Annotated in this window: 28 protein-coding genes; 16 read left to right on the forward strand and 12 right to left on the reverse strand. The window is 62.5% G+C overall.

Annotation, left to right across the window (positions count from 1 at the left end):
• Positions 1-329 precede the first annotated feature (329 nt).
• Positions 330-674 (reverse strand): thermonuclease family protein, encoded by a 345-nt coding sequence (locus tag ACZ1JX_RS21280; RefSeq protein WP_010890938.1) that lies wholly within the window; start codon positions 672-674, stop codon positions 330-332.
• Positions 675-997: 323 nt separating this feature from the next.
• Between ACZ1JX_RS21280 and ACZ1JX_RS21285 the strand changes: the two genes are divergently transcribed.
• The 3 genes from ACZ1JX_RS21285 (at position 998) to ACZ1JX_RS21295 (ending at position 2,088) form a co-directional block, all read left to right on the forward strand.
• Entirely contained in the window at positions 998-1,183 is a 186-nt protein-coding gene (locus tag ACZ1JX_RS21285) for a hypothetical protein (RefSeq protein ID WP_011906610.1), read from the forward strand.
• A gap of 132 nt (positions 1,184-1,315) precedes the next feature.
• On the forward strand, positions 1,316-1,540 hold the full coding sequence (locus ACZ1JX_RS21290; RefSeq protein WP_011906611.1) for a YgaP family membrane protein: 225 nt from the start codon (positions 1,316-1,318) through the stop codon (positions 1,538-1,540).
• A 2-nt stretch (positions 1,541-1,542) separates the two neighbouring features.
• Entirely contained in the window at positions 1,543-2,088 is a 546-nt protein-coding gene (locus ACZ1JX_RS21295; protein WP_010890937.1) for an RNA polymerase sigma factor, read from the forward strand.
• Here the strand turns inward: ACZ1JX_RS21295 and ACZ1JX_RS21300 are convergent.
• A complete protein-coding gene (locus ACZ1JX_RS21300) occupies positions 2,085-2,774 on the reverse strand; it encodes a pentapeptide repeat-containing protein (protein WP_010890936.1) in 690 nt (229 codons plus the stop codon). The two genes, ACZ1JX_RS21295 and ACZ1JX_RS21300, sit on opposite strands and share 4 nt — an antisense overlap.
• Positions 2,775-2,820: 46 nt before the next feature.
• Here ACZ1JX_RS21300 and ACZ1JX_RS21305 point away from each other — a divergent pair, with 46 nt between their 5' ends.
• The 3 genes from ACZ1JX_RS21305 (at position 2,821) to istB (ending at position 5,446) form a co-directional block, all read left to right on the forward strand.
• Positions 2,821-3,054: a YdeI/OmpD-associated family protein gene (locus ACZ1JX_RS21305; protein ID WP_465126980.1), complete on the forward strand. Its 234-nt coding sequence runs from the start codon at positions 2,821-2,823 to the stop codon at positions 3,052-3,054.
• 96 nt (positions 3,055-3,150) lie between these two features.
• Complete coding sequence (gene istA / locus ACZ1JX_RS21310; RefSeq protein WP_277788710.1) at positions 3,151-4,677, forward strand: IS21 family transposase; 1,527 nt, start codon at positions 3,151-3,153, stop codon at positions 4,675-4,677.
• On the forward strand, positions 4,667-5,446 hold the full coding sequence (gene istB, locus ACZ1JX_RS21315) for an IS21-like element helper ATPase IstB (protein ID WP_086740912.1): 780 nt from the start codon (positions 4,667-4,669) through the stop codon (positions 5,444-5,446). The genes istA and istB overlap by 11 nt, the downstream gene beginning before the upstream one ends.
• Here the strand turns inward: istB and ACZ1JX_RS21320 are convergent.
• Together ACZ1JX_RS21320 and ACZ1JX_RS21325 are read right to left on the reverse strand one after the other, a co-directional pair.
• Positions 5,435-9,442 carry a strawberry notch-like NTP hydrolase domain-containing protein gene (locus tag ACZ1JX_RS21320; protein WP_465126972.1) on the reverse strand — a complete coding sequence of 1,336 codons (4,008 nt, stop codon included), beginning with the start codon at positions 9,440-9,442 and terminating at the stop codon, positions 5,435-5,437. The genes istB and ACZ1JX_RS21320 overlap by 12 nt on opposite strands.
• Positions 9,443-9,510: 68 nt before the next feature.
• Positions 9,511-10,143 carry a DUF7146 domain-containing protein gene (locus tag ACZ1JX_RS21325; protein WP_439822786.1) on the reverse strand — a complete coding sequence of 211 codons (633 nt, stop codon included), beginning with the start codon at positions 10,141-10,143 and terminating at the stop codon, positions 9,511-9,513.
• On the opposite strand from ACZ1JX_RS21325, the gene ACZ1JX_RS21330 reads away from it, so the two are divergent.
• Positions 10,090-10,233, forward strand: coding sequence for a hypothetical protein (locus ACZ1JX_RS21330; RefSeq protein ID WP_156135851.1), 144 nt, complete (start codon positions 10,090-10,092; stop codon positions 10,231-10,233). The two genes, ACZ1JX_RS21325 and ACZ1JX_RS21330, sit on opposite strands and share 54 nt — an antisense overlap.
• A 193-nt stretch (positions 10,234-10,426) precedes the next feature.
• On the opposite strand, the gene ACZ1JX_RS21335 is transcribed toward ACZ1JX_RS21330, so the two are convergent.
• Positions 10,427-11,731 carry a replication protein RepA gene (locus ACZ1JX_RS21335; protein WP_010890897.1) on the reverse strand — a complete coding sequence of 435 codons (1,305 nt, stop codon included), beginning with the start codon at positions 11,729-11,731 and terminating at the stop codon, positions 10,427-10,429.
• A 553-nt stretch (positions 11,732-12,284) separates the two neighbouring features.
• Here ACZ1JX_RS21335 and ACZ1JX_RS21340 point away from each other — a divergent pair.
• The 3 genes from ACZ1JX_RS21340 to ACZ1JX_RS21350 all read left to right on the forward strand — a co-directional run bounded on the left by ACZ1JX_RS21340 (position 12,285) and on the right by ACZ1JX_RS21350 (position 15,111).
• Complete coding sequence (locus tag ACZ1JX_RS21340; protein ID WP_011906626.1) at positions 12,285-13,490, forward strand: AAA family ATPase; 1,206 nt, start codon at positions 12,285-12,287, stop codon at positions 13,488-13,490.
• Positions 13,491-13,721: 231 nt separating this feature from the next.
• Positions 13,722-14,705, forward strand: a complete 984-nt coding sequence (locus ACZ1JX_RS21345) for a ParB/RepB/Spo0J family partition protein (RefSeq protein WP_010890895.1) — start codon at positions 13,722-13,724, stop codon at positions 14,703-14,705.
• Between the two features lie 127 nt (positions 14,706-14,832).
• Positions 14,833-15,111 carry a WGR domain-containing protein gene (locus tag ACZ1JX_RS21350; RefSeq protein ID WP_011906627.1) on the forward strand — a complete coding sequence of 93 codons (279 nt, stop codon included), beginning with the start codon at positions 14,833-14,835 and terminating at the stop codon, positions 15,109-15,111.
• A gap of 6 nt (positions 15,112-15,117) precedes the next feature.
• Here the strand turns inward: ACZ1JX_RS21350 and ACZ1JX_RS21355 are convergent, their stop codons facing one another.
• Positions 15,118-16,056 carry a hypothetical protein gene (locus ACZ1JX_RS21355; RefSeq protein ID WP_011906628.1) on the reverse strand — a complete coding sequence of 313 codons (939 nt, stop codon included), beginning with the start codon at positions 16,054-16,056 and terminating at the stop codon, positions 15,118-15,120.
• Between the two features lie 248 nt (positions 16,057-16,304).
• Between ACZ1JX_RS21355 and ACZ1JX_RS21360 the strand changes: the two genes are divergently transcribed.
• Positions 16,305-17,192, forward strand: coding sequence for a recombinase family protein (locus tag ACZ1JX_RS21360; RefSeq protein ID WP_039336903.1), 888 nt, complete (start codon positions 16,305-16,307; stop codon positions 17,190-17,192).
• A gap of 23 nt (positions 17,193-17,215) precedes the next feature.
• Here the strand turns inward: ACZ1JX_RS21360 and ACZ1JX_RS21365 are convergent, their stop codons facing one another.
• The 5 genes from ACZ1JX_RS21365 to ACZ1JX_RS21385 all read right to left on the reverse strand — a co-directional run bounded on the left by ACZ1JX_RS21365 (position 17,216) and on the right by ACZ1JX_RS21385 (position 19,537).
• Positions 17,216-17,452 (reverse strand): DUF6768 family protein, encoded by a 237-nt coding sequence (locus ACZ1JX_RS21365; RefSeq protein WP_011906629.1) that lies wholly within the window; start codon positions 17,450-17,452, stop codon positions 17,216-17,218.
• A gap of 48 nt (positions 17,453-17,500) precedes the next feature.
• Positions 17,501-17,899, reverse strand: coding sequence for an RNA polymerase sigma factor (locus tag ACZ1JX_RS21370; protein ID WP_218119692.1), 399 nt, complete (start codon positions 17,897-17,899; stop codon positions 17,501-17,503).
• Between the two features lie 49 nt (positions 17,900-17,948).
• On the reverse strand, positions 17,949-18,242 hold the full coding sequence (locus ACZ1JX_RS21375) for a hypothetical protein (protein WP_011906631.1): 294 nt from the start codon (positions 18,240-18,242) through the stop codon (positions 17,949-17,951).
• A gap of 344 nt (positions 18,243-18,586) precedes the next feature.
• Positions 18,587-19,042 (reverse strand): DUF2062 domain-containing protein, encoded by a 456-nt coding sequence (locus tag ACZ1JX_RS21380; protein ID WP_143004975.1) that lies wholly within the window; start codon positions 19,040-19,042, stop codon positions 18,587-18,589.
• Positions 19,043-19,090: 48 nt separating this feature from the next.
• The gene (locus ACZ1JX_RS21385; protein ID WP_011906632.1) at positions 19,091-19,537 is read right to left on the reverse strand and encodes a MarR family winged helix-turn-helix transcriptional regulator; all 447 of its coding nucleotides are present in this window, start codon (positions 19,535-19,537) and stop codon (positions 19,091-19,093) included.
• 74 nt (positions 19,538-19,611) lie between these two features.
• On the opposite strand from ACZ1JX_RS21385, the gene ACZ1JX_RS21390 reads away from it, so the two are divergent.
• From ACZ1JX_RS21390 to ACZ1JX_RS21410, 5 genes are read left to right on the forward strand one after another with little or no spacing between them, the layout of a single operon-like run.
• Complete coding sequence (locus tag ACZ1JX_RS21390) at positions 19,612-20,496, forward strand: alpha/beta fold hydrolase (protein ID WP_011906633.1); 885 nt, start codon at positions 19,612-19,614, stop codon at positions 20,494-20,496.
• A complete protein-coding gene (locus ACZ1JX_RS21395) occupies positions 20,493-20,906 on the forward strand; it encodes a hotdog fold thioesterase (RefSeq protein ID WP_010890885.1) in 414 nt (137 codons plus the stop codon). Before ACZ1JX_RS21390 ends, ACZ1JX_RS21395 begins: the two co-directional genes overlap by 4 nt.
• Positions 20,896-22,347: an efflux transporter outer membrane subunit gene (locus ACZ1JX_RS21400; protein ID WP_010890884.1), complete on the forward strand. Its 1,452-nt coding sequence runs from the start codon at positions 20,896-20,898 to the stop codon at positions 22,345-22,347. The genes ACZ1JX_RS21395 and ACZ1JX_RS21400 overlap by 11 nt, the downstream gene beginning before the upstream one ends.
• Complete coding sequence (locus ACZ1JX_RS21405) at positions 22,344-23,489, forward strand: EmrA/EmrK family multidrug efflux transporter periplasmic adaptor subunit (protein WP_010890883.1); 1,146 nt, start codon at positions 22,344-22,346, stop codon at positions 23,487-23,489. The genes ACZ1JX_RS21400 and ACZ1JX_RS21405 overlap by 4 nt, the downstream gene beginning before the upstream one ends.
• 6 nt (positions 23,490-23,495) lie before the next feature.
• On the forward strand, positions 23,496-25,025 hold the full coding sequence (locus ACZ1JX_RS21410; protein WP_010890882.1) for a DHA2 family efflux MFS transporter permease subunit: 1,530 nt from the start codon (positions 23,496-23,498) through the stop codon (positions 25,023-25,025).
• Between the two features lie 62 nt (positions 25,026-25,087).
• Here ACZ1JX_RS21410 and ACZ1JX_RS21415 read toward each other — a convergent pair whose 3' ends face one another.
• Positions 25,088-26,017, reverse strand: a complete 930-nt coding sequence (locus tag ACZ1JX_RS21415; protein WP_010890881.1) for a DMT family transporter — start codon at positions 26,015-26,017, stop codon at positions 25,088-25,090.
• Between the last annotated feature and the right edge of the window lie 118 nt (positions 26,018-26,135).

A 26,135-nucleotide genomic window follows, 5' to 3' on the forward strand; every position in this document is an offset into this window, starting at 1 on the left:
GCTTCACGGTCCGCTGCTTTTGGGTTGCGGCCAGGGACTGGCGCCGCAGGGTTCATCGGCAAACGAAGGGCGGTTTCGTCAATTCATGCCGGAAATCAGCAAGACCCTGGCCCCGTCAGCTTTGGTCGCCTTCCAGCACCGCCCCGATCTGCCCACGCGGCGTATGCGCACCCCGCCCTCACCGGCCCCGCCGCCCAGCCCGGCGGCATCGTCAGAACGAGGCGCTCCGACCACAGCCCCATACACCAACGCCGCCTCGGCCCTTGGCACCGGAGCCGCACAAGTGCGCGCGTTTCGAGGTCCGCGCAGCCGCCCACCGCAGTGGACCTTCAGCGCCAGGGCCGCGCGAGACCCTGCGAGATGAGGTAGTCACCGGCGTCCACGCCACCCACCGACACGGTGGCCAGCGTCCGCCCGTAGGGATCGGTCCCGAGCCGTTCGATCATGACCCGGCCGCGCGACAGCAGCCGGACGAGCGCGACGCGCGAGGCTTCGCCCGCGGCAAAGTCACACCAGGCATAGGACCGGCGTCGGTCCTGACATTTGGGGCTGTCGGGTAGCTCCGGCGCGTCGATGTTGGCGATCCGCACCCGCTCGCGGCCGCAGCGGATCGTGTCGCCGTCGTGAACCGATGGCGAAAGGCACAGGACGGCGGCAGCGAGAACGACAGGCATGGTCGGAACCCTAGCAACCTCTCCCGTCAACGCCAATGGCCCCGATCGTCACCCGCAGGGCCGGCATCCCATGCCGGCTTGGCTAGGCTGGCGGCGGCGCGAAAGCGTCGCCGGCCGCCAGCCAAGTAGAGCGGGTTGCCCCAAGCCCGCGCGGGGCGCGGGCGCCGGGGTGCCCCCTTCCCTCTGCAATTTCCGCCTACAGCTTTCCAGAAATCCGCAGGCCCTTCTGCCCGGCAGGATAGACCTCGACCGCGCTGGCGCGGGAGCGTAGTCTGGCTGGACCGCCGCGGTGTTCGCGGAGCGGAACCGCACGGGAGTGGGCGATGGCCGCAGAACCACAGATGCCCAGCGCGCTGCAGGTGGCCGAAGCGCTATCGCAGGTCCTCCAGAAGAAGCTCGGCGACCCGGCTGCCGAACAGGTGGTGCTATCCCGCGAGGAAGCCGCGCTGTGCCTCGGTCTGGTCAACGGCGTGGTCGAGAACCTTGAAACCGAGCAGCGGAAGCCCTGAAAGGCCCCCCCCCGGACCGTGACAAAGTTTTTGCGCGGGGCCCGCGAACCGTTTTGCCAAAATGCGCCCTCTTGCCTTGTGAGGAGCGGCAGAACGCCGGCTCCTGGCAAGCCAAGAAGGAGCTTGAAGCCGATGTTCTATTCCAAAAACGTGCCCGGTTGGGAACGTGTCCTGCGCCTCATGATGGGCATGGGCGCGCTCGCCTTTGCCTGGATCAACTGGCATGTCTCGCCGATGGCGGTGATGGCGGGCGTGATGGGCGCCATGCTGGCGATGACGGGATTGATCGGGTTCTGCCCGGCCTGCGCGATGGCGGGCCGCAAGCTCGAGAAAGCCAGGCTGGACAAGAGCAAGTAGCGATGGGCAACAGGCAGCAAAGCGAGACAAGCCGCGGCGAGTTGATCCTCGCCGCGCAGGGCGGTGACAGTGTCGCCATCGGCCGCCTGCTCGCCAGCTGCCAGAACGACATCCGCCGCTATGCCCGGCGGCACTGTGCCGCCAGCGACATCGACGATGCCGTCCAGGAAACCCTGCTGGTGATCACCCGCAAGGTCGCGAGCCTCAGGGCCGCGGCGGCGTTCACGGGCTGGCTGTTCACCGTCATCCGCCGCGAGTGCCAGCGGCTTGCCCGCGCGATGCTCAGCCAGGGTGCCGAACCGCTCGATGTGGCCGAACAGCGGATCTGCACGCTTCCCGACGAAACCCTGCGGCTCGATGTCGCCGCCGCGCTGGAATCGCTGCCGGCGCACTACCTCGAGGTGATCCTGCTGCGCGATTTCGAGGAACTGACGATCGCCGAGATCGCCGGGCGGCTCCATGAGCCGGCAGGGGCGATCAAGAGCCGCCTGCACCGCGCCCGCGCGCTGGTGCGCGAATACCTCTCGCACGAGGCGGCAACGCCTTAGCGGACCGACAAACCGAGTTCGCCAAGCAGTTGCCCGGCCTGCTCGCGCGAGATCGTCGCCCCGCGAAACAGGTTGGCATCGACCAGGCGCAGCCCGCCAAGATTGGCACCGCGCAGGTCCGAGCCTTCGAAGCGCGATCCCGCGACCATCGCTTCGCGCAGGCTGCATTCCTCGAACACCGTCATGCGGAAGTCGCCCTTGCGCAGGTCCGCACCGGAGAGGTCGACCCGGCGCAGGGTCTCCTTACGGAACGAGAAGCCGGGCAGCTTGGCGCTGACCAGCAGCACTTCCTCGAAGTGGATATGCATGGCCCGCGCTTCGGAGAAATCCGCACCGGTGAGCTTGGTCCCGACGAACTTCGCCGAGGTCAGCGTCGCGCGCCGCCAGACGGAATTGTTGAAGTCCCCGCCAGCGAACGCAGCCTCGCTGAGATTGGCACCGACGAAACTCACAAAGGGTGCCCGGCAGCCTTGCCAAATCGAGCCTTCAAGCTTGGCAGCGCTGCAATCGGCCTTGCGCAGATTGCAGCGTTCGAAGCGCCAGCCCGTGAGGTCGAGCCCGGAGAGGTCGGCCTCCTCGAGGTCGCAATCAGTCACGACCTGCGGCGCGCCGCCAGTGAGCGGTGCGAGATCGGAACGCGTCAGCGTCAGCCCCGAAAGGCCGCGAGGAGAAAACAAGTCGTCCATCCCCCTGCCCTAGCCGCCGGTAGCCAGGGCCGCTAGGCTCCGCACCATGACCGAAATACGCGGCAATCTGCCGATCCTGCTGTTCGCAGCCCAGGCTGCGTTCGAGGATTGGCTCGCGCAGCAACCGGAAGGCGCCCCCGGCGCATGGCTGCGCTTCGCGAAGAAGGGCGCTGCAATCACCAGTCTGACCAAGGCCGAGGCGATCGATGCGGCGCTGTGCCACGGGTGGATCGACGGCCAGCTCGACAAATACGATGCGGAGAGTGTAGATTTCCGCTGAGAAGTGACCCGGTAAGGGCATAAATTTCCATTGAGAATTGACCCATGTTTGAACCCGCCCCTGGCTGACCAGTCAGGGGTATCGGGAGTGATCGACATGGATTTATTGAGTGTAATTCGCCGGTGGCGCCTTCGTGATAAGATCCCGCTTCGTGAGATTGAGCGGCGCACCGGTTTGTCGCGCAACACGATCCGCAAGTATCTGCGCGCGGATACGGTGGTGCCGCAGTTCAAGGTACCTGACCGGTCGAGCAAGCTGGACCCGTTTGCTGAGAAGCTGACGGGTTGGTTACAAATCGAGGCTGGCAAATCGCGCAAGCAGAAGCGCACGGCGAAGCAGATGCATGCTGATCTGGCCGTATTGGGCTACGAAGGGTCCTATAATCGTGTCGCTGCCTATGTGCGGGATTGGAAGGCAGGCCGTCTCTTGGCACAGCAGGCCAGTGGCCGCGGAACATACGTGCCTTTGGTTTTCCAGCCAGGTGAGGCGTTCCAGTTCGACTGGAGCGAAGATTGGGCAATTCTTGGTGGCGAGCGTGTCAAGCTGCAGGCGGCCCATACCAAACTATCACACAGCAAGGCGTTCATCGTGCGGGCCTATCCGTTACAGACGCATGAGATGCTGTTTGATGCACTGACGCAGGCATTCCGCGTGCTGGGTGGTGTGCCGCAGCGCGGGATCTTCGATAACATGCGAACTGCGGTCGATAAGATCGGCAAGGGCAAAGCCCGACAGGTCAACGCGCGCTTCACCGCAATGGCCAGCCACTACTTGTTCGAGCCTGCATTCTGCAATCCGGCCTCGGGGTGGGAGAAGGGCCAAGTCGAGAAGAACGTGCAAGATGCACGGCGGCGGCTGTGGCAGAAGTTGCCGAGCTTCCCGGATATCCATGCGCTCAATGCCTGGCTCGAGGAACAATGCATCGCGCAATGGGGTGAGATCCAACATGGCAACTTGCCCGGCACCGTAGCCGATGTACACGCCGCTGAGGTTGGTAGTCTGATGCCGCTGGGGCGGACCTTCGATGGTTTTGTCGAACACACCAAGCGGGTGTCCCCGATCTGCCTCATCAGCTTTGAACGCAATCGGTACAGCGTCCCGGCATCCTTTGCCAACCGCCCGGTCAGCATCAGGATCTACCCCGAGCGGATCGTGGTGGCGGCCGAGGGGCAGATCCTTTGCGAACATGCCAGAATCATTGACCGATCCCACCACACTGGCGGGCGGACAATTTATGACTGGCGGCATTATCTGGCAGTAGTCCAGCGCAAGCCGGGAGCACTGCGCAATGGCGCGCCATTCTTGCAGCTCCCAGAGGCCTTCAAGCAGCTGCAAAGCCAGCTCCTACGTCGTCCCGGCGGAGACAAGGAGATGGCGGAGATATTGGCGTTGGTGCTGCAACATGACGAACAGGCAGTGCTTTGCGCTGTCGAACTGGCGCTGGATGCGGGCGTCGCCACCAAGACCCACGTCCTCAATATCCTGCACCGCCTGATCGATGGTAAGGCTCCACCGGCAGCGCCGATTGACGCACCGCAGGCTTTGCGCCTTGCGCAAGAGCCGTTGGCCAATGTCGGACGTTATGATGCCCTGCGTGAGGGAGGGCTGCGTCATGCGTCATGACCCCGCCAGTGCCGCCGTTGTCGTCATGCTCAAGGCGCTGAAGTTGTATGGCATGGCCCAAGCAGTGGGGGACCTTATCGAGCAAGGCGCCCCAGCCTTCAGTGCCGCAGTGCCGATGGTCTCCCAGTTGCTCAAAGCCGAGATGGCCGAACGTGAGGTCCGCTCGATTGCTTATCAGATCAAGGCCGCCCGGTTCCCAGCTTACAAAGACCTGGCCGGGTTCGACTTCGCATCCAGCGAGGCCAACGAGGCCCTGGTTCGGCAACTCCATGGTGGCGAGTTCATCGACGGCGCTGACAACGTAGTACTGATTGGCGGGCCCGGAACCGGCAAATCGCACATCGCCACTGCGCTGGGAGTTCAAGCCGTCGAACATCACCGCAGAAAAGTGCGCTTCTTTGCCACGGTCGATCTGGTCAATGCGCTCGAACAGGAAAAAGCAGCCAACAAGGCGGGGCAGATTGCCGAACGTCTGCTCAAGCTCGATCTCATCATCCTTGATGAACTGGGCTATCTGCCGTTCAGCCCATCAGGCGGAGCTTTGCTGTTCCACCTGCTCAGCAAATTGTACGAACGCACCAGCGTCGTGATCACCACTAACCTCAGCTTCAGCGAATGGGCCGAGGTATTCAGCGATGCCAAGATGACCACAGCCCTGCTGGATCGGCTAACCCATCATTGCCACATCATCGAAACTGGCAATGACAGCTTCCGGTTCAGGGCCAGCTCTGCCTCACCAAAACCACGAAAGGAAAAATCACCAGCTTGACCCAAAACCCGCTCTGCGGGACATACCATCACCCGGGTCAATTCTCGATGGAAATACCGGGTCACTTCTCAGCGGAAATCTACAGTCATGGACGTGCCGACCGAGCCACGAGGCGCCGGACTTGTCGACGATGCGGTTGACCGTCAGGTCCTCTTTAGGAAGCGCGCCCCAGATCGGCAGCAATAGCCCGGTCGCAAGAAACACCGTCTCGGTCACCAGCTGGTTCTCGTCAGCGGCGTATTCTGCTTCCCACAGCGCGCTGAACTTGGTCTGGGCGACAGGCTCCCAGGCGGTCTCGTCCAGCCTGCCCGCAAGGATGTATTCGCTGCGCAACGGGCGGACGAGTTCGAACCGGCGGATAAGCTCGCCCTCCTCGTCCATGTGCGACGGCGCAGGGATCGCGAGCGCGACCTTGCCCGACTTGGCGTTGCGCAGAAACAGCGGCTTGTTCTCGTATGAGGCCATTTTCAGCACGCGCTCGAGCGCGAGCAGCTTACGCCGCTGGGTCAGCGACAGTTCGAGGAGGTGCGAGGTCGCCCCCGTCACCGGATCGGTACGGATCACCGTGTCGGAGAGCACCTCGCAGGTCTCGGCCGCGACGGTCTCGACGCCGATATCGAAAGTCCCGGCCTCCTTGGCCGCCGACACCCGCGTCTCCACCAGAGTCAAGAACTCGTCGAAGATGGCATTCTGGACGGCGATCTTCATTGCCAGGATGCGATTGAGCCAGCGCTGGATCGGCGGCAGGTCCTCGCGCAGCACTCCGTCTTGGTCGGTGAGTTCAAGCCCGCTCATGGCCTGGAATTCTTTCAGCGACGTGCTCTTGAGTTTGCCGGTGGCCAGCAGCCCGTACCAGTCGTGCAGCGCGTGCTTGGCGTAGGCGCTCTCGAGGTTGTCTGCGGCATCGAACATCCCCTGCCCGCCGGTCTGGCGCTGGCCGCGCGTCAGCGCACCGAGCGCATCGAGCCGCCGCGCGATCGTGCTGGTGAACCGGGCTTCGCCTTTGCAGTCGGTGGTGACCGGCCGAAACAGCGGCGGGCAGGCCTGGTGGGTGCGGTGCGTTCGTCCAAGCCCCTGGATCGCGCGGTCGGCTCGCCAGCCCGGCTCAAGCAGAAAATGCACGCGGCGCTGCTGGTTCTTGGCATCGAGGCTCGCATGGTAGCTGCGGCCCGTTCCGCCGGCATCGGAGAACACCAGGATACGCTTTGCCCCCGTCATGAACGCGGTGGTTTCGGCAAGGTTGGTGCGCGGCGAGCGGCTTTCGAGGCGCTGCTGGCCGCTGCCATCGCGGACCAGGCGTTTGGAGCGCCCAGTAACTTCGGCCACCGCGCTGACCCCGTAGTGCTCTAGCAAAGCGTCGAGCGCGGTCGGGATCGGCGGCATCGCGCAGATATGCTCGATCAGCTGCTCGCGAGCGGCCTCGGCCTGCGGGTTGTGGACCGGGTTGCCGGCTTGGTCCCACATTGGCCGAGAGCGAACGTCGCCGAGTTCGTCGACGTATTCCTCCATCTGCCGGGTCGGGAAAGCGCGGGTGAGGTAGTCCACGATGGCCTCGCGGGGCGACAAGTCCAATTCCAGCGCCTCGCGCTCCTCGGGATCGAGCTCATTAAGCCGCCGATTGAGGATCGATTCCGCCGTGCTGACCAGCTGCACCACCACGCTTTCATCCTGGGCGAGGTGTTCGTCGATCGCCGGGAAGATCGAAGGCAGCTTCAGTGAGAGCAGCACCTGCGCGAAGAAGCGCTGCTTGGTGCCTTCGAACCGACTGCGCGCCGCCGCCTTGGCGCCGCTGTTGAGCGTGCGGTTCTCGAGGCCGTCGACCACGCCCGTCAGTTCAAGCGCGGCTTCAAGGTTCTGGTGGATGATCGTCCAGGCCTCGCAATAGGTGTCATAGATCGCGATCTGGTCGATGCTGAGGTCGTGGCGCAGGATGTCGTACTCGATCCCGGCGAAGCTGAGCGCGCGGGCGAGATAGAGCCCCGACGCCTTGAGGTCGCGCGCCACCAGTTCCATCGCCGCAATGCCGCCGTCGCGGATTTCGGAGATGAACTGCTCGCGGTTCGCAAAGGCCGTGCCCGGTCCCCACAGGCCAAGCCGCACCGCATAGGCGAGGTTGTTGACGTCCGAAGCACCGGTGGCCGAGGCGTAAAGCACGCGGGCGCGCGGCAGGGTGTTCTGCAGCAGCACTCCAGCGATCCCCTGGAGCGAACCCTGTTTCTGACCGAGAGCCCCCTCCCCGCCAGCGACACCGCCCATTTCATGGGCTTCGTCGAACACGATCACGCCTTCGAATGCGGGACTGGCCCAGCGCACAATCTGGTCGAGCCGGGTATCCTCGACACGGGCAGAGCGAAGGGTTCCATAGGGGACGAACAGGATGCCCTCGGGCGCGGTGATTTCCTCGCCGATCTTCCAGCGCGCGAGATCAATGATGTCCGATGGCAGCCCGCCGATCGCGGTCCAGTCGCGCTGCGCATCCTCGAGCAACGGTGCGTTCTTCGAGATCCAGATGTGCCGACGATTGCCCTTCAGCCATTGGTCGAGAATGCAGGCCGCCGCCTGCCTCCCCTTCCCCGCTCCGGTCCCGTCGCCTAGGAAGAAGCCGGTGCGGTAGAGCTGACCCTCGGGGTCTTCCTTGAGCGCCACCTCGCCAGCAGTTTGGCTGAAGCGGCCGTGGAGATCGCGGCTCCAGGCTTCGCCCGCGTAGATCACGGTCTCGAGCTGGGCCGCCGAGAGCAACCGCGCGGTCACCGTCCGCTCGGGCAGGCACGGAATGTAGCCGGGCTTGGGCGCGGCGATTGACGCCATGGCGGCGGATTCGACCAGATGGGACGGATGCTCACCTGCTTCGGGGATGACGACGCGCGAGGGGCGATAGTCGGCATAGACCCCGCGTTGTTCGCCCATTGCCGCGGCCTCCTCGAGCACTTGGTAGGCGACAGGCCTGACCTCGTTGGTCTGCGGTGCCCGCACGATCACCGGACGCGCCGGGCCGCTTTTCACCGATCGGAACAAGCTGAGTTTGGGCCGAACCACGGCAGCCGGACTGGCCACGCGCAGCGCAGCGCGTGGAGGAATAGGTCCTAGCGCCGCGAACAGCTCGCTTACGGACGCTCGATTGATCGTCGAAACCGAGGTCTCGCCCGGAACCTTGTCGATTACCAGCAACCGCACCGCAATGCCGGTGCCGTGCTTGGCGTAGCCGCCCTTGTCGAGCCGCAGCGACATGACGACCCGTGCGCCTTCCAGAGTACGGCGATAGACTTCGCCACCTCGTGCGGATTCAGCAAACCAGTCCGGCATGATCGCCACCACCCGTCCGCCGGGCAACAGATGGTCGAGTGCTGCGCGCAGGTGCCGTGCCGCTGTGTTCTGATCTTCGCCGCGCGACTGCGACACCGAGAACGGAGGGTTCATCACGATCACGCTCGGCCGAGCGGTCCCGGCGAGCAGCGCGGCAATCTTGGCGCCGTCGTGGCGATAGACTGAAGAGCCCGGAAATAGGCCTTCGAGCAGCTCAGCGCGGGTAGGTTCGAGTTCGTTGAGAAGGAACTGCTTCACCGCGCCTCTTGCCAGCGCAGCGATGATCCCGGTGCCGGCGCTCGGTTCGAGGAAGATATCTTCGGACCCGAGGCGCGCGAGATGGACGGCAAGGCACGCCAGCGCCGGCGGGGTAGAAAACTGCTGGAAAGCGATCTGGTCTTCGCTGCGCACCGTGTGGGTCGGTAATTCCCGAGCAAGCGCCTCGAGCGTGCCGATGGCAGCACCGGCGTCCATTCGGCCGACCAGTTCCGGAATTGCCATGGCCAGCGCCACCTCAAGCGCCTCGAAACTCTCGCGCTGGGTCCAGGCTCCCGCAGCATCGTTGCCGCCCGAGCTCTCGGTCATGGCCTCCGTGAGAGCCGCTCGATCGATGGGAATGGCGAGCAGGAGCTTGGCAGCAAGCGTTCGCGCAGCGCCGAGAATGGCGCTGCTGCCTGAGATCGTAGCGGTCATGGAGGTCTCCGGGAGAATTGTGAGGTCTGCTGCCGACCGGCGGCACATCCCCTGCAGCCCCCCTCCCCTCAGCGCTTCAGGAGCTGCGCCCAGTCGTTCATGCGTCCCGGTGGCCACTCGGTGTTGATCGCAAGGCCCGGTCGGGCCAATGCTTGCCGCGCACGGGCTTCGGCGCGGCGGCCTTCAGGGTCGTTGTCAGCAAGCAGGAACACGCGCTCAACGCTGGCCGGGATCTCGACCTGGTGGAAGCGCTTGGCGCCCATGGTGGCCCATGCCTGGATGCCGGTCAGTGAGGTGTATGCCGCGGCAGTCTCGAAGCCCTCGCAGAGGCCAATCGTTTTGCCCGGTGGTCCGTTGGTCCAGGCAGCGCCGATCGCTCGCCCGAGGACGAGCTTCTCGGTGTAGTGGGCCGTCGTTGGATCGAGGAATATCCGCTGGATCGCGACGATCTCGCCCGCCTTGCGCATCGCGACCAGCAAGGCTGGCTCAAACTGAACGAGCCTCCCCTGCCCTTTCGGACAGCGCGGATGAAATCGCAGGTCTTCAAGCGGTGCCCAGACGTTGCGGACTTCGCGGACATAGCGCTCGGCCAGCGTGCCCTCGATCTGACGAGCTGCCTGCCAAATCGCAAGAAAGGCTGATGGCTGGTGAGCCTGTCTGCCAACTACCTCAGCGGGGCCAACGCTTGGCAGGTCGGCGATCCTGCGAAGCGCTCGAAGAACATCGGTAGCATCACAACCGGCATGGCAGGTCACGAGGATGCTGCGATCGCCTTGCCTGATCGCCAGTGACGGCGTTCGGTCTGCATGGGACGGGCAACGACACATCGCGGTGTTGCCCGTCCACTTGCCACCTAGGCGGGCGACGAGGGTTCGGAGATCCGATGTAGGGTGATTGCTGATGAGGGGCATAACCGCCCAGCTCAGCCCTACTCCCCTCCCCCGACGCGAATCAGCCGTCGGCGATGTGCTCGGAAATCATCGGTCAGTTTGCGCCTGCCTGAGCGCGCCGGTCAGCATATTTGATAACGAAGGCCTCCCAGACCCTGAGCCACTCGGCATCAGTGCGCGCTTGCTTGATGCCAGGGAAGCCCGCACGAAAAGCGTTTGCCATGGTATCAACACACCACGGCTTACCTTTATCGAGACCGATCGCCCGAAACTTCGTCTCTCGGTCGCCGTATGTCAGGCTACCGCCCGGAAAATGCTGCAGAGGTTCGGTGGTCTTCGTTTCGCGAAGGGGCGTGCGAGCCATCTTCGGGACCGATGATCTCGGTGCGGTTTCCAACGCTGGTGCACCAATGACACGCAGGTGCGGACCGACGAGCTTTCGCTCCAATGGGGCTGGCGAAGGTCGCAACACCACCTTGCGACCGCTGAAATCGACATCTGCGTTGGGATACACCGCCGAAACCAACTGCATGGTCTCTCGCACGGTTTGCCGGAAACGCTTGCTGTCGGCGTCATTGCCCAAGTGCTTGGCCAGTTGATCCCAGGAGATTACTTGCCCCCGGTCACTGCCGATCCGTGGCAGTCGATACGCAAGGTAGGTATAGAGGTCGAGCGCAGTTGGGGTGCCCTTGAGCTCTCGAATAGCGACCTCGTTAAGCGGTACGGCATGATCAAGCAGGTGGCTGTAGAATGCCTCTGACATCCGAATTTCACGCGCAAATGCGCCGTTTTTCTCAAGCGATCCGGCGTACTCGTTGGAAATCTTCACATCCCGAACAGCGAATGCGTTGTCCCCACCCTCGTTACCCTCCCAGCGGATTTGCCATTCGCAGGCAAGCAGCCGGTCCACCTGCTCCCTCATCAAATTGGCGGTACCGCGAGGTCCATAGGAAACTGTCTGATAGCCAAGACGGCGCATCCACTCAGTGAAATTGCGACCCAAGTAGACGTCGCGCGAACGCTTCGTGACTGCTTGCGACAGCAGATAGATCAGCGCGACGCGCGGATAGGCCCCATACGGTACTCCGAGGCTTCGAAGTGTCGGCTTGCCATCGACGGTTTGCAATATGGGCCTGGGGTTGATCGCCAGCGCATACTTTCCGTCTTCGCGAAGGATGGGTTGCGTATCATCCTTCGGCCGCTTCGTGGGCAGGGACATCGCGCAAAGCGCTGAATGCAGAAATGCCGGTACGGGCTCTTCATCCTGAACCCTGAGAAACGCATCCATGGTCAGCTGAGTGCCGGCAGACTGCGCTAGTGACCTGACTCGCTCTTCACCACCGCCTAGCATTGCTAGAGCGTATTGATGTCCGATTGGACGCAGTGTGTCTCCGCTCATTGAACCGTCCCTTCCCGACTCATTGGAGCCCCGGGTTGGTCGTTAATCAACAGGTTTGATCTTCGAAAGCAAGGCCATTGGCAGTTTTGACGGATTTCCGGGCCTGAAACCTCCAAACACGCCGATGATCTCGGAGCGGTTTGTCGGCGCACAACAAAATCCAATGACCAAAATTCAAAAACGATTCGCGAATCGGATTTTCTTAGGAGATTCCTTTAGTAGGTATGGGCTCCGAGATCATCGGTCTCAAGAGAACCGAGATCATCGCTTAAATGCACTGAATTCATCGGTTTGCACCGAGATCATCGGTGATTGTCCACAGGGGGCCAAACTAGGCACACACGTCCTTGTGCGACCGCCGATGCGCGTCACAAGATTGAACTCCCTGCTCCCTGGCGACCAGTGACTTTTCGATCCGTCCTACCCCTCTGATTCGGCGCTAGCCTGAAAAGAGCACGGAGATCATCGGTCACTTTGTAAGATTGGTGGCCAAAGTTTGCTCAAAACTGCCAAGAGTGCTAATTCGCCCGCTCAATCTCACAAAGCGGTGACCATGGCCAGCGAAGCAGCGCTCGACGCACAAACCGATGAACTCCTGGAAGACGGCTTGGGGACCTTACATCGAAAGGCCCTCACCATCCTTAAGCGTATTCGCGATGGAGCCCTGGATCCGGAGACCGGCCAAAAGGTCGGGCCGTGCTACTCAATCTCGAAGGCGGCCGCGCTCGTCGGCCGAACTGCCTCTGCAATCCGTGAGGCCGAGCGCGATGGGCGACTGCCGCAACGCGATCGAACTGCGTCCGGCCATCGGGTCCAGTACACCTTGGAAGAGCTCGATCAAATGCGCGCCGTTTTCGGAACTCGCCCCTGGCGAGAACCAACCGACACGCCCGCGGTTATCTCCGTGTCCAATTTCAAAGGTGGTGTTGGGAAATCGACAGTCGCGCTGCATCTCGCTCAGCATTTCGCCATTCACGGTTACCGCGTTCTGTTCATCGACTGCGACAGCCAAGCCAGCTCGACGATGATGTTCGGATATCGGCCCGACGTGGATCTGACCGAAGACGACACTCTCTACGGGCATTTTCATAATCCCGAACTCCTCGGGGTGCGGTCCATCATCCGCAAGACTCACTTCTTTGGCCTCGACCTGATCCCAGCCAACCTCAAACTCTACAATCTCGAATACGAGATCGCGGGCTACCTGGCGCAGAATCAGAACTTCGACATCATCGATCTGATCGCCGAAGCTATCGATACGGTGGTCGACGACTATGACGTCGTTGTCATGGATCCGCCGCCGGCTCTCGGCATGGTCTCCATGGCGGTACTTCAAGCAGCCAATGCGATGGTCATTCCCGTACCGCCGAGTGTGATCGACTTCGCGTCTACCGTGTCCTTTATCGACATGGCTCGCACCACGATGAAGCAGCTTGAGCAAATCGCGGGCAGGGTGAAGCCAGCTTACAACTTCATCCGCCTGGTTGGGAGCAGAGTGGATGAAAGCAAGTCTATGCACCGGGAAATCCTGTCGATGATGCGGCAGGTCTTTGGCGGTTCAATGGCGACATCTGTTCTGAAAACCAGCGCGGAAATCGACAACGCCAGCTCACGCATGAAGACCGTTTTTGAGCTCGACAGGCCAGTGACCTCGCATGAAGTTCACAACCGTTGCATGAAGCATCTGAGCGACGTCTGCAGAGAGATTGAGACTGACGTCCTGCGCACTTGGGCGAGCAGGGCAGGGGAGGCGGTTTAGTCAAAGTTGCCACGTGGCAACTCGGGCATAAAACCGCATATTATCAACGTCATGTCAGTGAAATTTGATTGGTTGGTATGAGGCTTGAGGCGTGGGATTGAGGCAGTTTCTTGGGAATGTTGCCACGTGGCAACTTACCAAATCTGGCGGCCTCACAGCGGCTCATGGAGGGCAGTTGCCACGTGGCAACTATGCCTCCGGCGAATAAAGAAGAGAGGTTCGGGATACGATATGGCCAAGGGAAATCGGGGCTTCGGAAGCAGCCTGACGGAAGGGCTGGATGACGATATCGAGGTTGGCGCGCCGGCTCCCTCCGAAAGCATTATGGCAAGCCGCAGTCAGAGTTTGGCAAGGATCGCGGCAGGCAAAGTCGTGACCGACCGGACGGAGTGGGTTGATCCCGCGCGCTGCCGACCTTGGCGCCTTCATAACCGCGACCTCGACCATCTTTCCGAAGATAGCTGCCGCGATCTAATCGACGCATTTCTCTCCGCTAAGAAGCAGCGAATCCCGGCAATCGTCCGTCGCCTCAAGGACGACCCTGATCACGACTTCGAGATCATTGCGGGCGTTCGTCGTTGGTGGACGGTTCAGTGGCTGCGTACCCACCACCATCCCGAATTCGAATATCTCGTAACGATCCAGAACGTCTCCGACGAAGAGGCATTTCGGGTTTCCGACATTGAGAATAGGTCTCGGAAGGATATCTCCGACTGGGAGCGCGCGAAGGAATATTCCCGCGCGCTCGACGAGTTTTACAACTCAAACCAAAGTGAGATGGCCGAGCATCTGAAGATATCGAAGTCGTGGCTCAGCCGCCTGCTGGACGTGGCGCGGCTACCATCAGAGATCGTTGCTGCTTTCCCGGACACCCATGGCATTACCGTGCGGGTGGCGCGAGACATCAAGCCACTGACTTCTGACAGGCGCGCACTGGATCTCATGATCGCCGAAAGCCGTGCGATCGTGGCTGAGCGCGATGATCTTGGAACTGCGCTTCCCGCTCCAGAGATTGCGAAGCGCCTCATCCGCGCAACGGTCGCTCCAGTGAAGTCATCGAACTCCGATGCCGAAGTGAGGGGGGCGAATGGCAAGGTGATCTTGCGCTATGCGCATTCGGCGAGGGGAGGGCACACGTTCAAGGTTCCTGCTCGAAGCGGTGCATCAACGGCTGAGGTTCTGAAGGCGATCGAGTCCGTCTTGCAGAAAAGCTGATCCAAATGCCCATCCTGACCGCTTGGGGGCGGTGCCCGAGATAAATCGCCTGCGTGAATCACTGAGACTCGACTGATTCAAAATTCCCGTTGGATTGCATGAATCCTCGTGCGGCATTTATGCGCGCATGGACACCCCGACCCACGGCAGCTTCATTTGGCTCGAAGCCGTCTGCGCAGAGCGCAATGTCGCCCGGCGCTATACCGTCGCGGTGAGCCGCGACCTGTTCGGGGCCTCGATCGTCGAGTTCGCCTGGGGGCGGATCGGCACTAAAGGGCAGGGGAGGGCGGTCTCGTTTGCCGACGAAAACGAAGCCGCACGCTTTGCCCGCCAGTTGCTCAAGCGCCGGGCGTCAGCCCCCAAAAGGATTGGCGTGCCCTACCGCGAGGTGTCGTTGGCGCCGTAACGCGCCTCAGGAGGCCCTGGGAGCCGCAATGGGGGCCAGGGCATGGTCACCGGGGCGCAGGGTGGCCAGATCGGCCCTGTCGAGCGCTGCGGCGGCCTGCGAGGCCGTTCGGCGGGTCACATCAAGCGCGCGGGCCAGTTCGGCGCGGGTGAGGGGTCCCAGGCTCAGGATCAGCTGCCACACCGCCGGCGCCTGCGATGAGGCGTAGAGCCCCGCCAATCGTTCGTCGCCCAGCGCAAGCGCTGTACGCACTGCGGCCAGGTCGGTTGCCACATCGGTCGCGGCCGCATCGATCGCGGAGGTCAGCAAGGCGGAAAGGGGCCTTTCCAGGTCCGCCTTGAATAGGCTGCGCGGGGCGAGACCGGCCAAGGCCAACGGTGCGGCGCCAAGCCCGAACACATGCGGGCGCATCGCCGCGGCGAGCGAGGCCGCCCAGGCGCTGCCCCGCGCCGCAAACCGCTGGAACACCTTGCCCTCGATCACCACCTCCTCGCTGCCCAGTTCGAGGAAGTCGATCTCATCGTCGCGCAGTTGCTCGAGCCATTCTTCCAGCGTCGCCAGCGGATCGCGTGCCGGCAGCAGCGCATCAAGCCGCGCCAGCGCCCGATCTGCCGGATCGCACGCGCTGGTGAAGCTCTCGGTCGTACCTTTGGCGGCGAGCGCGAGGCGCGCTGCGCGGGCGAGGGGAGGGGACCCGCGCCTTCCGATCCACGACAGGAAATCGCGCCGTTCGTTCGCGTACCACGAGCGGGTCAGCTCGGCCGCCTCGAGCCCGGGATTGTGCTCAGGGCCTTGGTTTTCCTGAGGAAAATCGCGGACATGGACGCGCCACAACCGCCTGAGCGAAGCCAGCGCCAACCCTTGCCCCACCTCCGCGCCCAGGAACGGCAGCGCCCCCTCGAGCCGTGCGAGCGCCAGTTGCCACGGGGGAGGGGAGGGTGCCATCACTGCCAATAATATAGGAATGGATCGAAAAGTATACTCTGCATTGAGGCCTTATTCTGGCCCCTTCCACTGTCCGATAACGGCCCATCACGGATACCTGCGCCGGCGTGATTTTCCCTGCTCGTTGGTCCCAATACCGGCGGAAAGCCGCGGAATCACGTGGTTGCTCGGCACTAGCCAAGAGCGACAGAAGATTATATCTAACGGGGGCAACCGTTCTGATGGGACCATTAAATGGAATGTGACAAATAGCATTGATCGGCTACGCCCGCGTTTCCACGGATGAGCAGGATACGGTCGCCCAGCAGGATGCCTTGCGCGTGCAAGGTTGCGTGGAGATCTTCGAGGACAAGGCGAGCGGTGCCAGCAAGGAACGTCCAAACTTAGCACGTGCACTCGGACGGGCGGGGCAGGGCGATACCCTGCTGGTCGTAAGGATTGACCGCTTGGCTCGTTCGCTGTCGCATCTGCTGGAGATCGTCGAGACCCTGCGAGGAAAGGGCGCATACTTCCGTTCGATCCACGACCCGATCGACACGTCGAGCGCGCAGGGCATGCTTATGACCCAGATGCTTGGTGCGTTTGCCGAGTTTGAACGAGCCCTTATCCGGGAACGGACGCGGGCAGGCATCAAGGCTGCCGTCGCCAGGGGAGCGAAGCCTGGCAACCCGAGAATGCGGGAACGTGATCCCGTGGCGATCTCGAATATTCGCGTCAGCCACAACGAGCGACATCTGAACGAACTGCTTGATGGCAGGCATCGCTGGCTGCCGACAGTCGAACGCCTCCGCCCACATTTGCCATGGGCATTGGTTCTGCGTCAGGTGCTGGCGATCACGCCACCGGTCCGTTCGTTCAGCGAGCGAACTCTGGTTAAGGCGTGCCGTAATTTGGTGCGTGCAAGCGTTGCCAACCCCGCGATTCTGCAGAAGTCACCGCGATTGCCGCCCGATACACGGGTGGCCCGCCTTGTTGCCGACCGTCTCAACACACATCCCGATGCAACTCTGCGCGACATCGCCACTTGGCTTTCTCGGGACTTGAGGGAACCGACACCCCGAGATGGCCTTTGCTGGACACCCGAGAGCGTTCGTCGAGTCATCTCGCAAGCGCGAGCCTTGCATCTCGTTGCTTAATCCTTGCCATACTACCGGGCGATTCAAGAGTGGCCTGTGTCGCGCAAAACCGAGAGTTCGAGCCGGTGGAGCTGTGCGAGCATCCTGTTCACGTGGATGACGGGCCACAGCGCGAGCTTGATCATCAAGGACATGATGAGGAGCACCGCGGCAGGGATTCCCCACTTCACAGCAGTAAGGGCATCGGCAGCGGCGAAGAAACCAATTGCGGCCCAGACACCGGCACCGAAGAGGACGAGTTGCGCGGTCATCATCATCATGCTTACCCAACCGGTGCGGCCCGAGAAGATTCCGATAAGTTGAGACAATTACGGAGGTTCTTGCTCGGTGCCTGCGCACGTGACCGCATCATCCCGCAGATTGGAGGCAAGAGCGCGGTCCGTTTGATTGCTCGCGATGAGACTGGCGCAGCGTCGCGTCACGATCCGATACGACCACGCCGGGAACGCACGCGCATCGCGCAGGGTTCGGATACCTTTTGCGATCTTGACCCACGCGGATTGTGCTGCGTCCCTGGCTTGTTCACGGTGGCCAAGCAGACGGCAGGCGTGCGCAACCAGTTTGGGGTGCCACTGCCGCGCCAGTCTTTCGAAGGACGTGTGGCAGCCGTCAATCGCGCGTTGCGCGATGCGAACTTCCTCTTCGCGATCAGGCCTGTTCTCGTGCGAACCATGCATCATGCAGGTAAGGTGGTCTGGATCACGCATTTGGTTCAATTGTCAGAGGTCCGACATTTTTGGCGATCGATCGATGGTATCAACGGCGGCAGGGCCGCCCCTCATATTGTCGGCGATGAATTACGTATTCGCGCCCATTCCAGCGCTCGACTGGGAAACACATGCCGGGGCCACCAATTTCGACGTCAGGCCAGCCTCCGGCGCCTTTGGTTGCCAGGAATGTCGCGATACCGGTGCGCGATGCGACCAGCCTCCAGGACCCATTGGCTTGCTTGCTGACGATATTGAAAACGACCCCCGTGATCCCGAAACAGAAGGTGCTTCCCTCGGTGATGACTGCCTCCGGGCGTCCGTCGCCGTTGAGGTCCTTCATCTGCTCGATCGCTCCCGGCGTATAGCCTGCCGTGCTGGGGTCTTCGCATTTGCGCCATTGCCCGCCTGACTTCTGGCCGACCCCAAGGGCCCACTCCAGCGCATGGTCAATTCTCCCCGGGGGTGTTGTCCATCCAGACCAAAGTTCGATGGTCGGCCGCCACTCGCTGAAGGGATCCGGGGAGACTAAGGCCGACCATCGAATTGAGTTGATCGTTGCTTCGGCAGGGTGGCAACGAGTCCGGGACGATTTTCTCCGTGAGCATGTATTGTTTACCGCAGCTCGGCGCCAGCGGCACCTAAAAAGGTCATAATAGAGATCACGCGACACTGTCGGTGGCCTGATTATGCATCGTTACGAGATTGGTGATCGGCTTGCCTGAGGAGGAGGCGAGACCGCCATTGGCGCGCCAGCGGCGGCCGCCATGCGAGGTGAACCGCGCCAAAGCCGACAGCGGCCGAAACGGTCGCAAACAGGAGGAGACCGGCGATTATGGGCAGCGTGGTCCCCATCACCATGCTGAGCATCGATGTCGACAGGTCATTCACCGCTGCAGGCATTGCGCCGGTCCCGCCAGATGAGCCAAGGAAATGGTTGCCTACGCGAAACGCGGCATAGTAGATCGGCGGAAAGGTGAACGGATTTATGACCAGCGTCGCCAGCGCTGCAACGAGGGGTTCCCGCGAGCAGAAGCAGCGAGAAGGTCCGCGACGACAATCTGCCCGATCGGCAGGACAAATCCCACGAAAAGCCCCAAGGCAACAGGGAAGGGCAAATCCTCTGTTCGGTTGACAATCGATGGCTGATCACTGTCTCGCGAGTTGTGATAGACGCGATCGGTGCCAAGACTACAGATTGGCGGACATACTGGCCAGGAGTCGCTTGAAGGTGGCAATGTCATTAGCCGATATGCCAGCGAGCAACCGTTCGTAGACCACATCGGCTTCCGCCCTAAGCGCGGGCAGGATGCCGATGGCTTTTGGGCGCAGATGCAAGGTCCACACCCGGCGATTGCCTTCGACAGCGCGGCGCTCGACATAGTCCGCCTTTTCGAGCTGGTCTATGACATGGCCAACGCTTGCACGCTCCAGCTCCAGGCATTTGGCGAGTTCGGTCTGGGTCAGACCGGGTGTCCTGAAGATATAGGCGAGTGCGCGCCATTGGGTGCGGGTTAGCCCGAACTTCGCGGTCGATGCATCGAACACGCGGCGGAGCTTGCGCGGCACCTCCTCGATCAGGAACACGAGCCCATCGGCTTCGGTAAGGTAGCTTTGCTCGTCGGACGTCTTCGCCATGGTCGTCGCTCATAGCCTTCGATTGCTCAAAAGGACAGTCTTTACTGTAAAATATCTTATAGTAAGATATAAGCATGTCGAATCCGCACGTCACACTCTCCGGCCATTCCGGTCATGCCATAGCCGCACTCACCGAAGGACCTGAGCAAGGATTTCCGGTACTTCTCGCCCACGGTGGAGGGCAGACCAAGCGGGCGTGGAAGCAGGTGACGGCGATGCTGGCCAGACATGGGTTCCGCGCCATCGCGCTGGACCTGCGCGGTCATGGCGACAGCGCCTGGGCCGATGACGGTGCCTATGACATCGTGGATTTCGCTGGCGATCTGGTCGCCATCGCCGGGTCGCTCGACCGCAAACCCGCGCTGATCGGAGCATCGCTTGGCGGGCTGGCCGGGATCATGGCCGAAGGTGAGGTCGCCCCCGGCAGCTTCGCCTCGCTGACCCTTGTGGACATCACCCCGCAAATGGAGGCGGGCGGCGTAACGCGCGTGGTAGGTTTCATGGCGGCGCACGCGCGCGAAGGCTTTGCCTCGCCCGACGAGGCGGCGCGGGTGATCTCCGAATATCTCCCCCATCGCCCAAGCCGCAAGGCGTCGTCCGGTCTCGCCCATTACCTGCGGTTGAAGCCGGACGGACGCTACTACTGGCATTGGGATCCCGCCTTCATCGATGGCATCATGCGCCGCAACGCCGAGCGCGGCGATGGCAGCGACTATGGACGCGGCGAACTGGGCGAAGCCGCTGCGCGGCTTGCGCTGCCGGTCCACCTGATCCGGGGCGGATCGAGCGATCTGGTCTCGCCCGAAGCCGTCGCGCATTTCCGCGCGCTGGTTCCCCACGCCGCTTACAGCGACATCGCCGATGCGACGCATATGGTGGTCGGCGACCAGAACGACGCCTTTGGCGATGCGATCCTCGACTTCCTGATGCGGACACACGGAACGGAGATCGCGGCATGAGTGAACCTGCAGCGAAGGTCGACCTCGAACAGCTCCGTGCGATGCTGCTCATCGCGCCGTTCCACCAATGGCTGGGGCTGGATATCGCCGAACTGACAGACGAGGCGCTGATCCTCGAGATGCCGTGGCGCGAGGAAATCGTCTCCAACCCGATGATCGGATCGGCCCATGGCGGTGTCCTCTCGGCGCTGATCGACCTGACCGGGCTTTGCACCATCAACGCGCTCGGCGGATCGGCGCGCGCGACGGCTGACATGCTGGTCGATTTCCACCGACCCGCCACTTCGGGGCCGCTGCGCGCGATCGGGCGGGTGGTCAAGCTGGGCAAGCAATTGAGCGTTGCCGAAACCCGGATCGAAGATGCCGGGGGCAGGCTGCTGGCCAGCGGACGGGGTGCCTATGTCGGCTAAGCTCTTAGCTGCTCCGGGAGCCTTGGCAGTACTTGCGCTGGCGGGTTGCGTTGCGGTTCCCGACGCCGGAGTTCGTCCGGTCATGGAAACCGCCGACACAATCGAGGCTGCGCAGACGTTGGCCGCGCGCGGCAATACGACCTGGCCGCCAGACCAATGGTGGCGTCTGGCGGGCGATCCGCAACTGACTGCGCTGATCGAGGAGGGCCTTTCCAATGCACCGCAGGTTGCGGTGGCGGTGGCGCGGGTCAGGCGCGCGGAAGCCGAGGCGCAGCGCGTCGGGGCCGCGCGGTTGCCAACGATTGGGGCGGAAGCTGAGGGCGGTCTGCGCCGCCAGAGCGGCAACAACGGCATCCCCGCACAGTTCCTTCCCGATGGGTGGCAGGACTATGGACAGACCTCGCTGAGCTTCGGCTTCGACCTCGACCTGTGGGGTCGCAACCGCGCGGCCTATGCTGCCGCGACATCGGAGGCCCGCGCGGCGATGGTCGATGCGGCGCAGGCTCGCCTCGTGCTGTCGGTCGCGATAACCGCCGCCTACGCAGAGCTCGGGCGCCATTACCGCGAGCGCGACAACGCAGCGGCCACGCTCGCCAACCGCCGCTTGATGCGCGATCTTGTCGCCCAGCGCCAACGCAACGGGCTCGACAACCTCGCCAGCCTGCGCCGCGCCGATGCCGAAGTTGCCTTGGCGGAGCAGGATCTGGCAGCCGTCGATGAGAACATCGGCATCCGCCGCAACCAGCTTGCCGCGCTCCTGGGTGCTGGCCCGGATCGGGGAACGTCGATTACCCGTCTGCCGCTTGCACCCTCGACACCCGGCGGGGTTCCCGCCGGTGTCACCACCGACCTGCTTGGCAGGCGGCCCGATATCGTCGCCGCGCGCGAGCGCGTGGAAGCGGCGGCGAGCCGCGTCAAAGTGGCGCGGGCCGGGTTCTTCCCGTCGATCAACCTCAGGGCGCTGATTGGCCTTCAGGCGCTCGGTCTCGGCAATCTCGTCGCTTCCGGCTCCTTGTTCGGAAGCGTCGGTCCGGCCATCAGCCTGCCGATCTTTCAGGGCGGCGCGCTCAAAGCGCAATATGGCAGTGCCGAGGCCGCCTATGACGAGGCCGTCGCAAACTACAACCAGACCGTTGTCACCGCGTACCAGCAGGCTGCCGACGCGGTGACCCAGCGCGACGCAGCGGACAAGCGGCTTGGCGCAACCCGCACGGCGCTGGCCGCAAGCGAGGAAGCGCTAGGTCTGGTGCGCACACGCTACGAGGCCGGGCTTGCCAGTTACCTCGACGTCCTCGCCAGCGAACGCGGTGTGCAGGACCTACGCGTCGCGGTCATCGGCCTTGAGACATACGAACGCGGCGCGACGCTGGCGATGATCCGTGCACTGGGCGGCGGGTTCGACGCGGGCACTACCCAACCATCAGGACAGACCGAGCAATGAGCGATACTGCGACACAAGCTGCCGAAGTCGATCCGGAACTGTCCGCCTTTCGCAAGGCACGCCGGACGATGTGGCTCAAGCGCCTGGCCATCGTGCTCGCAGTGGTGGCTCTCGCATGGGGTGCCTGGTACGTGCTGGTCGCCCGCAACTATGTCAGCACCGACAACGCCTACGTAAATGCGCGAATGGCGCAGGTCACGCCGCTGATTGCTGGATCGGCCATCGAGGTGCTGGTCGAAGATACGCAGCAGGTGAAGGCGGGTGATGTCCTGGTCCGGCTCGACCAGGCCAACGCCAAAATCGCCGTCGCGCAGGCCGAAGCCGATCTTGCCGCCGCCCGCCGCAAATTCGGGCAGGCTGTCGCGACCAACAGCGCGCTGTCGGCCCAGATCGACACCTCAAGCGCCGGTCTCGTACAGGCCCGGGCGCGACTTCGCACTGCAGAGTCCGAGTTCGACAAGGCGCGGATCGACTTGCGGCGCCGTGAGGCCGTCATTGCCAGCGGCGCGATCTCGGGTGAGGAACTGACCCAGGCGCGCAAGGCCTACGCCTCCGCCAACGCGGCGCTCGAGGCGGCCCGCGGGGGCATCTCCGAAGTCACTTCGGCCCGACGGGTCGCGCAAGGGCAACTTGCCGCCAACGACGCCCTGGTGCGCGGCTCCAGCGTAGATACCGACCCAGCGGTTCAGGCGGCCAAGGCCCGGCTCGATGCCGCCTTGCTCGACCTCCAGCGTACCGAAATTCGCGCGCCGGTTTCCGGGGTGGTGAGCCGCCTGCAGATTCAGGTGGGACAGCGCCTGAGCCCCGGTCAGACTATCATGACCATCGTCCCGATCGACAAGCTCTACGTCGATGCCAACTTCAAGGAAGGCCAACTCGGCCGTGTCCGTCCTGGCATGGCTGTAACCCTCAAGTCGGATCTTTATGGCGGCGATGTCGTCTACCACGGCAAGGTCACCGGGCTGGCCGGCGGTACGGGATCGTCGATGGCAATCATCCCCGCCCAGAACGCCACCGGCAACTGGATCAAGACTGTCCAGCGCCTGCCGGTGCGGATCGAGCTTGATCCTGCCGAACTGCGCAAGCACCCGTTGCGCGTCGGGCTGTCGATGGAAGTCGAGATCGATGTTTCCGGTGAGTGAAACCAGATGAGCGAGACCGCTTCATCAGGCGCAGGAATAGCCCCGTCCCGGCAGCTTGTTGCCGGGCTCGTGCTTGCCCTTGCCAATTTCATGGTCATTCTCGACCTGAGCATCGCCAATGTCTCGATCCCGCATATCGCGGGCAATCTGGGCATCACGCTTGAACAAGGCGCATGGGTCATCACCTCCTACGCGGTCGCCGAGGCGATCTGCGTTCCCTTGACCGGATGGGTCGCCGGACGCTTCGGATCGGTACGCACCTTCCTGTTCAGCATGGTCGGGTTCGGGATCTGCTCATTCCTGTGCGGGATCTCAGTCACGATGGGCATGCTGGTCGCCAGTCGTATCGGACAGGGAATTTTCGGCGCCTTCCTGATGCCCATGTCGCAAACCTTGCTGCTCAGCGTGTTCCCGCCCGAGAAGCGCAATATGGCGATGGGACTATGGGCTGTTACACTGCTGATGGGACCTGCTCTTGGTCCGATGATCGGTGGCTATCTCACAGAAAATTATTCCTGGCATTGGATATTCCTGATCAATGTGCCCGTCGCCATCCTGTGCATCGTGGTTGGTTTCGCGCTGCTCAGGCCGATCGAGACCGAGCGGCAGATCCTGCCGATCGACTATGTCGGCCTTGCCTTGCTGGTGCTTTGGGTCGGCTGCCTCCAGATCGTGCTTGACCTTGGCCGTAACCACGACTGGTTCGCCGACCCGATGATCGTGGCGCTAACGATCACCTCTGCTGTGGGTTTTATCGTTTTCATTATCTGGGAGTTGGGCGAGGATCACCCGATCGTCGATTTGCGAGTTCTGCGGCACCGTGGCTTCAGCGTCAGCCTGACTGTTCTGTCGCTCGCATTTGCCGGATACTTCGCGGCGTTTGTCGTTGTCCCCCAGTGGCAGCAAGCCTGGCTCGGATTTCCTGCGACAGCAGCCGGCTTGTCCTCTTCGTTTTCGGCCATGGGCGGACTGATCACCGTTCCGCTGGTGGCTTTCCTGATGAGCCGCCTCGACCTGCGTTTCCTTGTTTCGTGCGGCGTTACCTGGATTGCGGCGATGACGCTCGTGCGCACAACCTGGACAACAGACTCCGATTTCTGGACCCTCAGCATTCCGCAGTTCGTTCAGGGGCTGGGCACTCCCTTCATGATGCTTCCTCTCATGACCCTGACGCTCAATACGGTTAAGGAAAACGAGGTGGCATCGGCCGCCGGCCTGCAAAGCTTCATGCGAACCATCGCCACCGCCGTAGCGACTTCCATCACTCTGTCTTATTGGGGTGATACTCAGCGCATCGCGCGCAGCGATGCGGTGGCGGTCCTGCAGCCGGAAGCGGCGCAGGCAAGCCTTTCCAGCCTCGGCTTCCCTTCTGAACAGATAAGGCAAGTGCTCAGCAACATGGTTGAGCTGGAGGCGACAACGCTGGCGCTTATTCATACCTTCTGGGCGACCACAGCCGTTCTGCTTTTTGCCGCCGCCCTGATCTGGCTTGCCCCACGACCGTCGAAATCAGGCGGCATTACGATGGGCCACTAAAGAAGACTGACCGGCAACCAGGAGGCAGATCTGGCTCTGTCGGCTCCAGAACTTCATTGGCCTTATGTCTTGACCCGACGCGACAACAGGATTGATGCAACCACCAACAGCGAACCGATCAGGTGGTATTTTGCGAACCGTTCTCCAAGCAGTGGTACGGCCATCAGGACCCCGAACACTGATGGCAGGTTCATGTAGACCCCCGCACGGCCCGAGCCGACCAAGGCGACCGCGCGATTGAACAGCGCGTAGGACAGCAGCGAAGGAAATATCCCGACATAGAGCAGGGATGCGAGCGCCGCGGGTGAAGCCACGGTCAGGCCAGCCCACCAGAGGTGCCAGGCATAGGGCACACTCAAAGCCGCGATCCCTACCCCGAACAGGACAACCAGCAAACTGAGGTGGTGCATCGCCGGTGCGCGGCGCAGGAAGGTAGCATAGGCGGAATAGAGAAAAACCGCAATGATGGCGAGCAGATCGCCTCGGTTCAGCGCATCCCAGCGCAGATAGTCGGGATGCCCCTTGGTCATGATCCACGCGATTCCGGTGATCGAAAGGAGTGCGCAAACGAGAAGGATCGGGTGCACCCTCTCCCGAAACAGCACAACTGGCATGAGCAGGGTCATCACCGGCATGGTCGATTGCAATAGAAGATTGTTGGTCGCGGTGGTGAACTGCAAGCTTTGATAGACGAGAAAGGAAAACAGCCCCACTCCTAAGGCCCCGAGGAGCCCAAGGAACCGCCAGCCGCCGACAATGGCGGACAGGTCGTCGCGGAGGTGTCGCCAAGCGAACGGGAGCACGAAGACCAGCGCCACCACCCACCGCCAGAACGCCAGCGTCACGGGTGAGAGCAAGTCCTTGGCCGCCCGCCCGACGATCGGATTCAGGGCCCAAAAGAACGAGGCCAGACACAGCAACAGGGCTGGTGATTGCCAGAGCCTGGACACAAGACCCAGGATGCTGGACGTGTTGCGGTCGGCATCTTGCAACCTAAAATTCTCCCCAGAAACGCGGCTTGAGAATCGTCCTTGCGCCAACGGTAGGTTTTGCATATGGTGCATCGCGTTGCATGTATAGCACGAATCGACTATGCAGCACTCGGAACAA

The organism is Novosphingobium sp. BL-A-41-Hi4A-0G, from assembly GCF_055521735.1.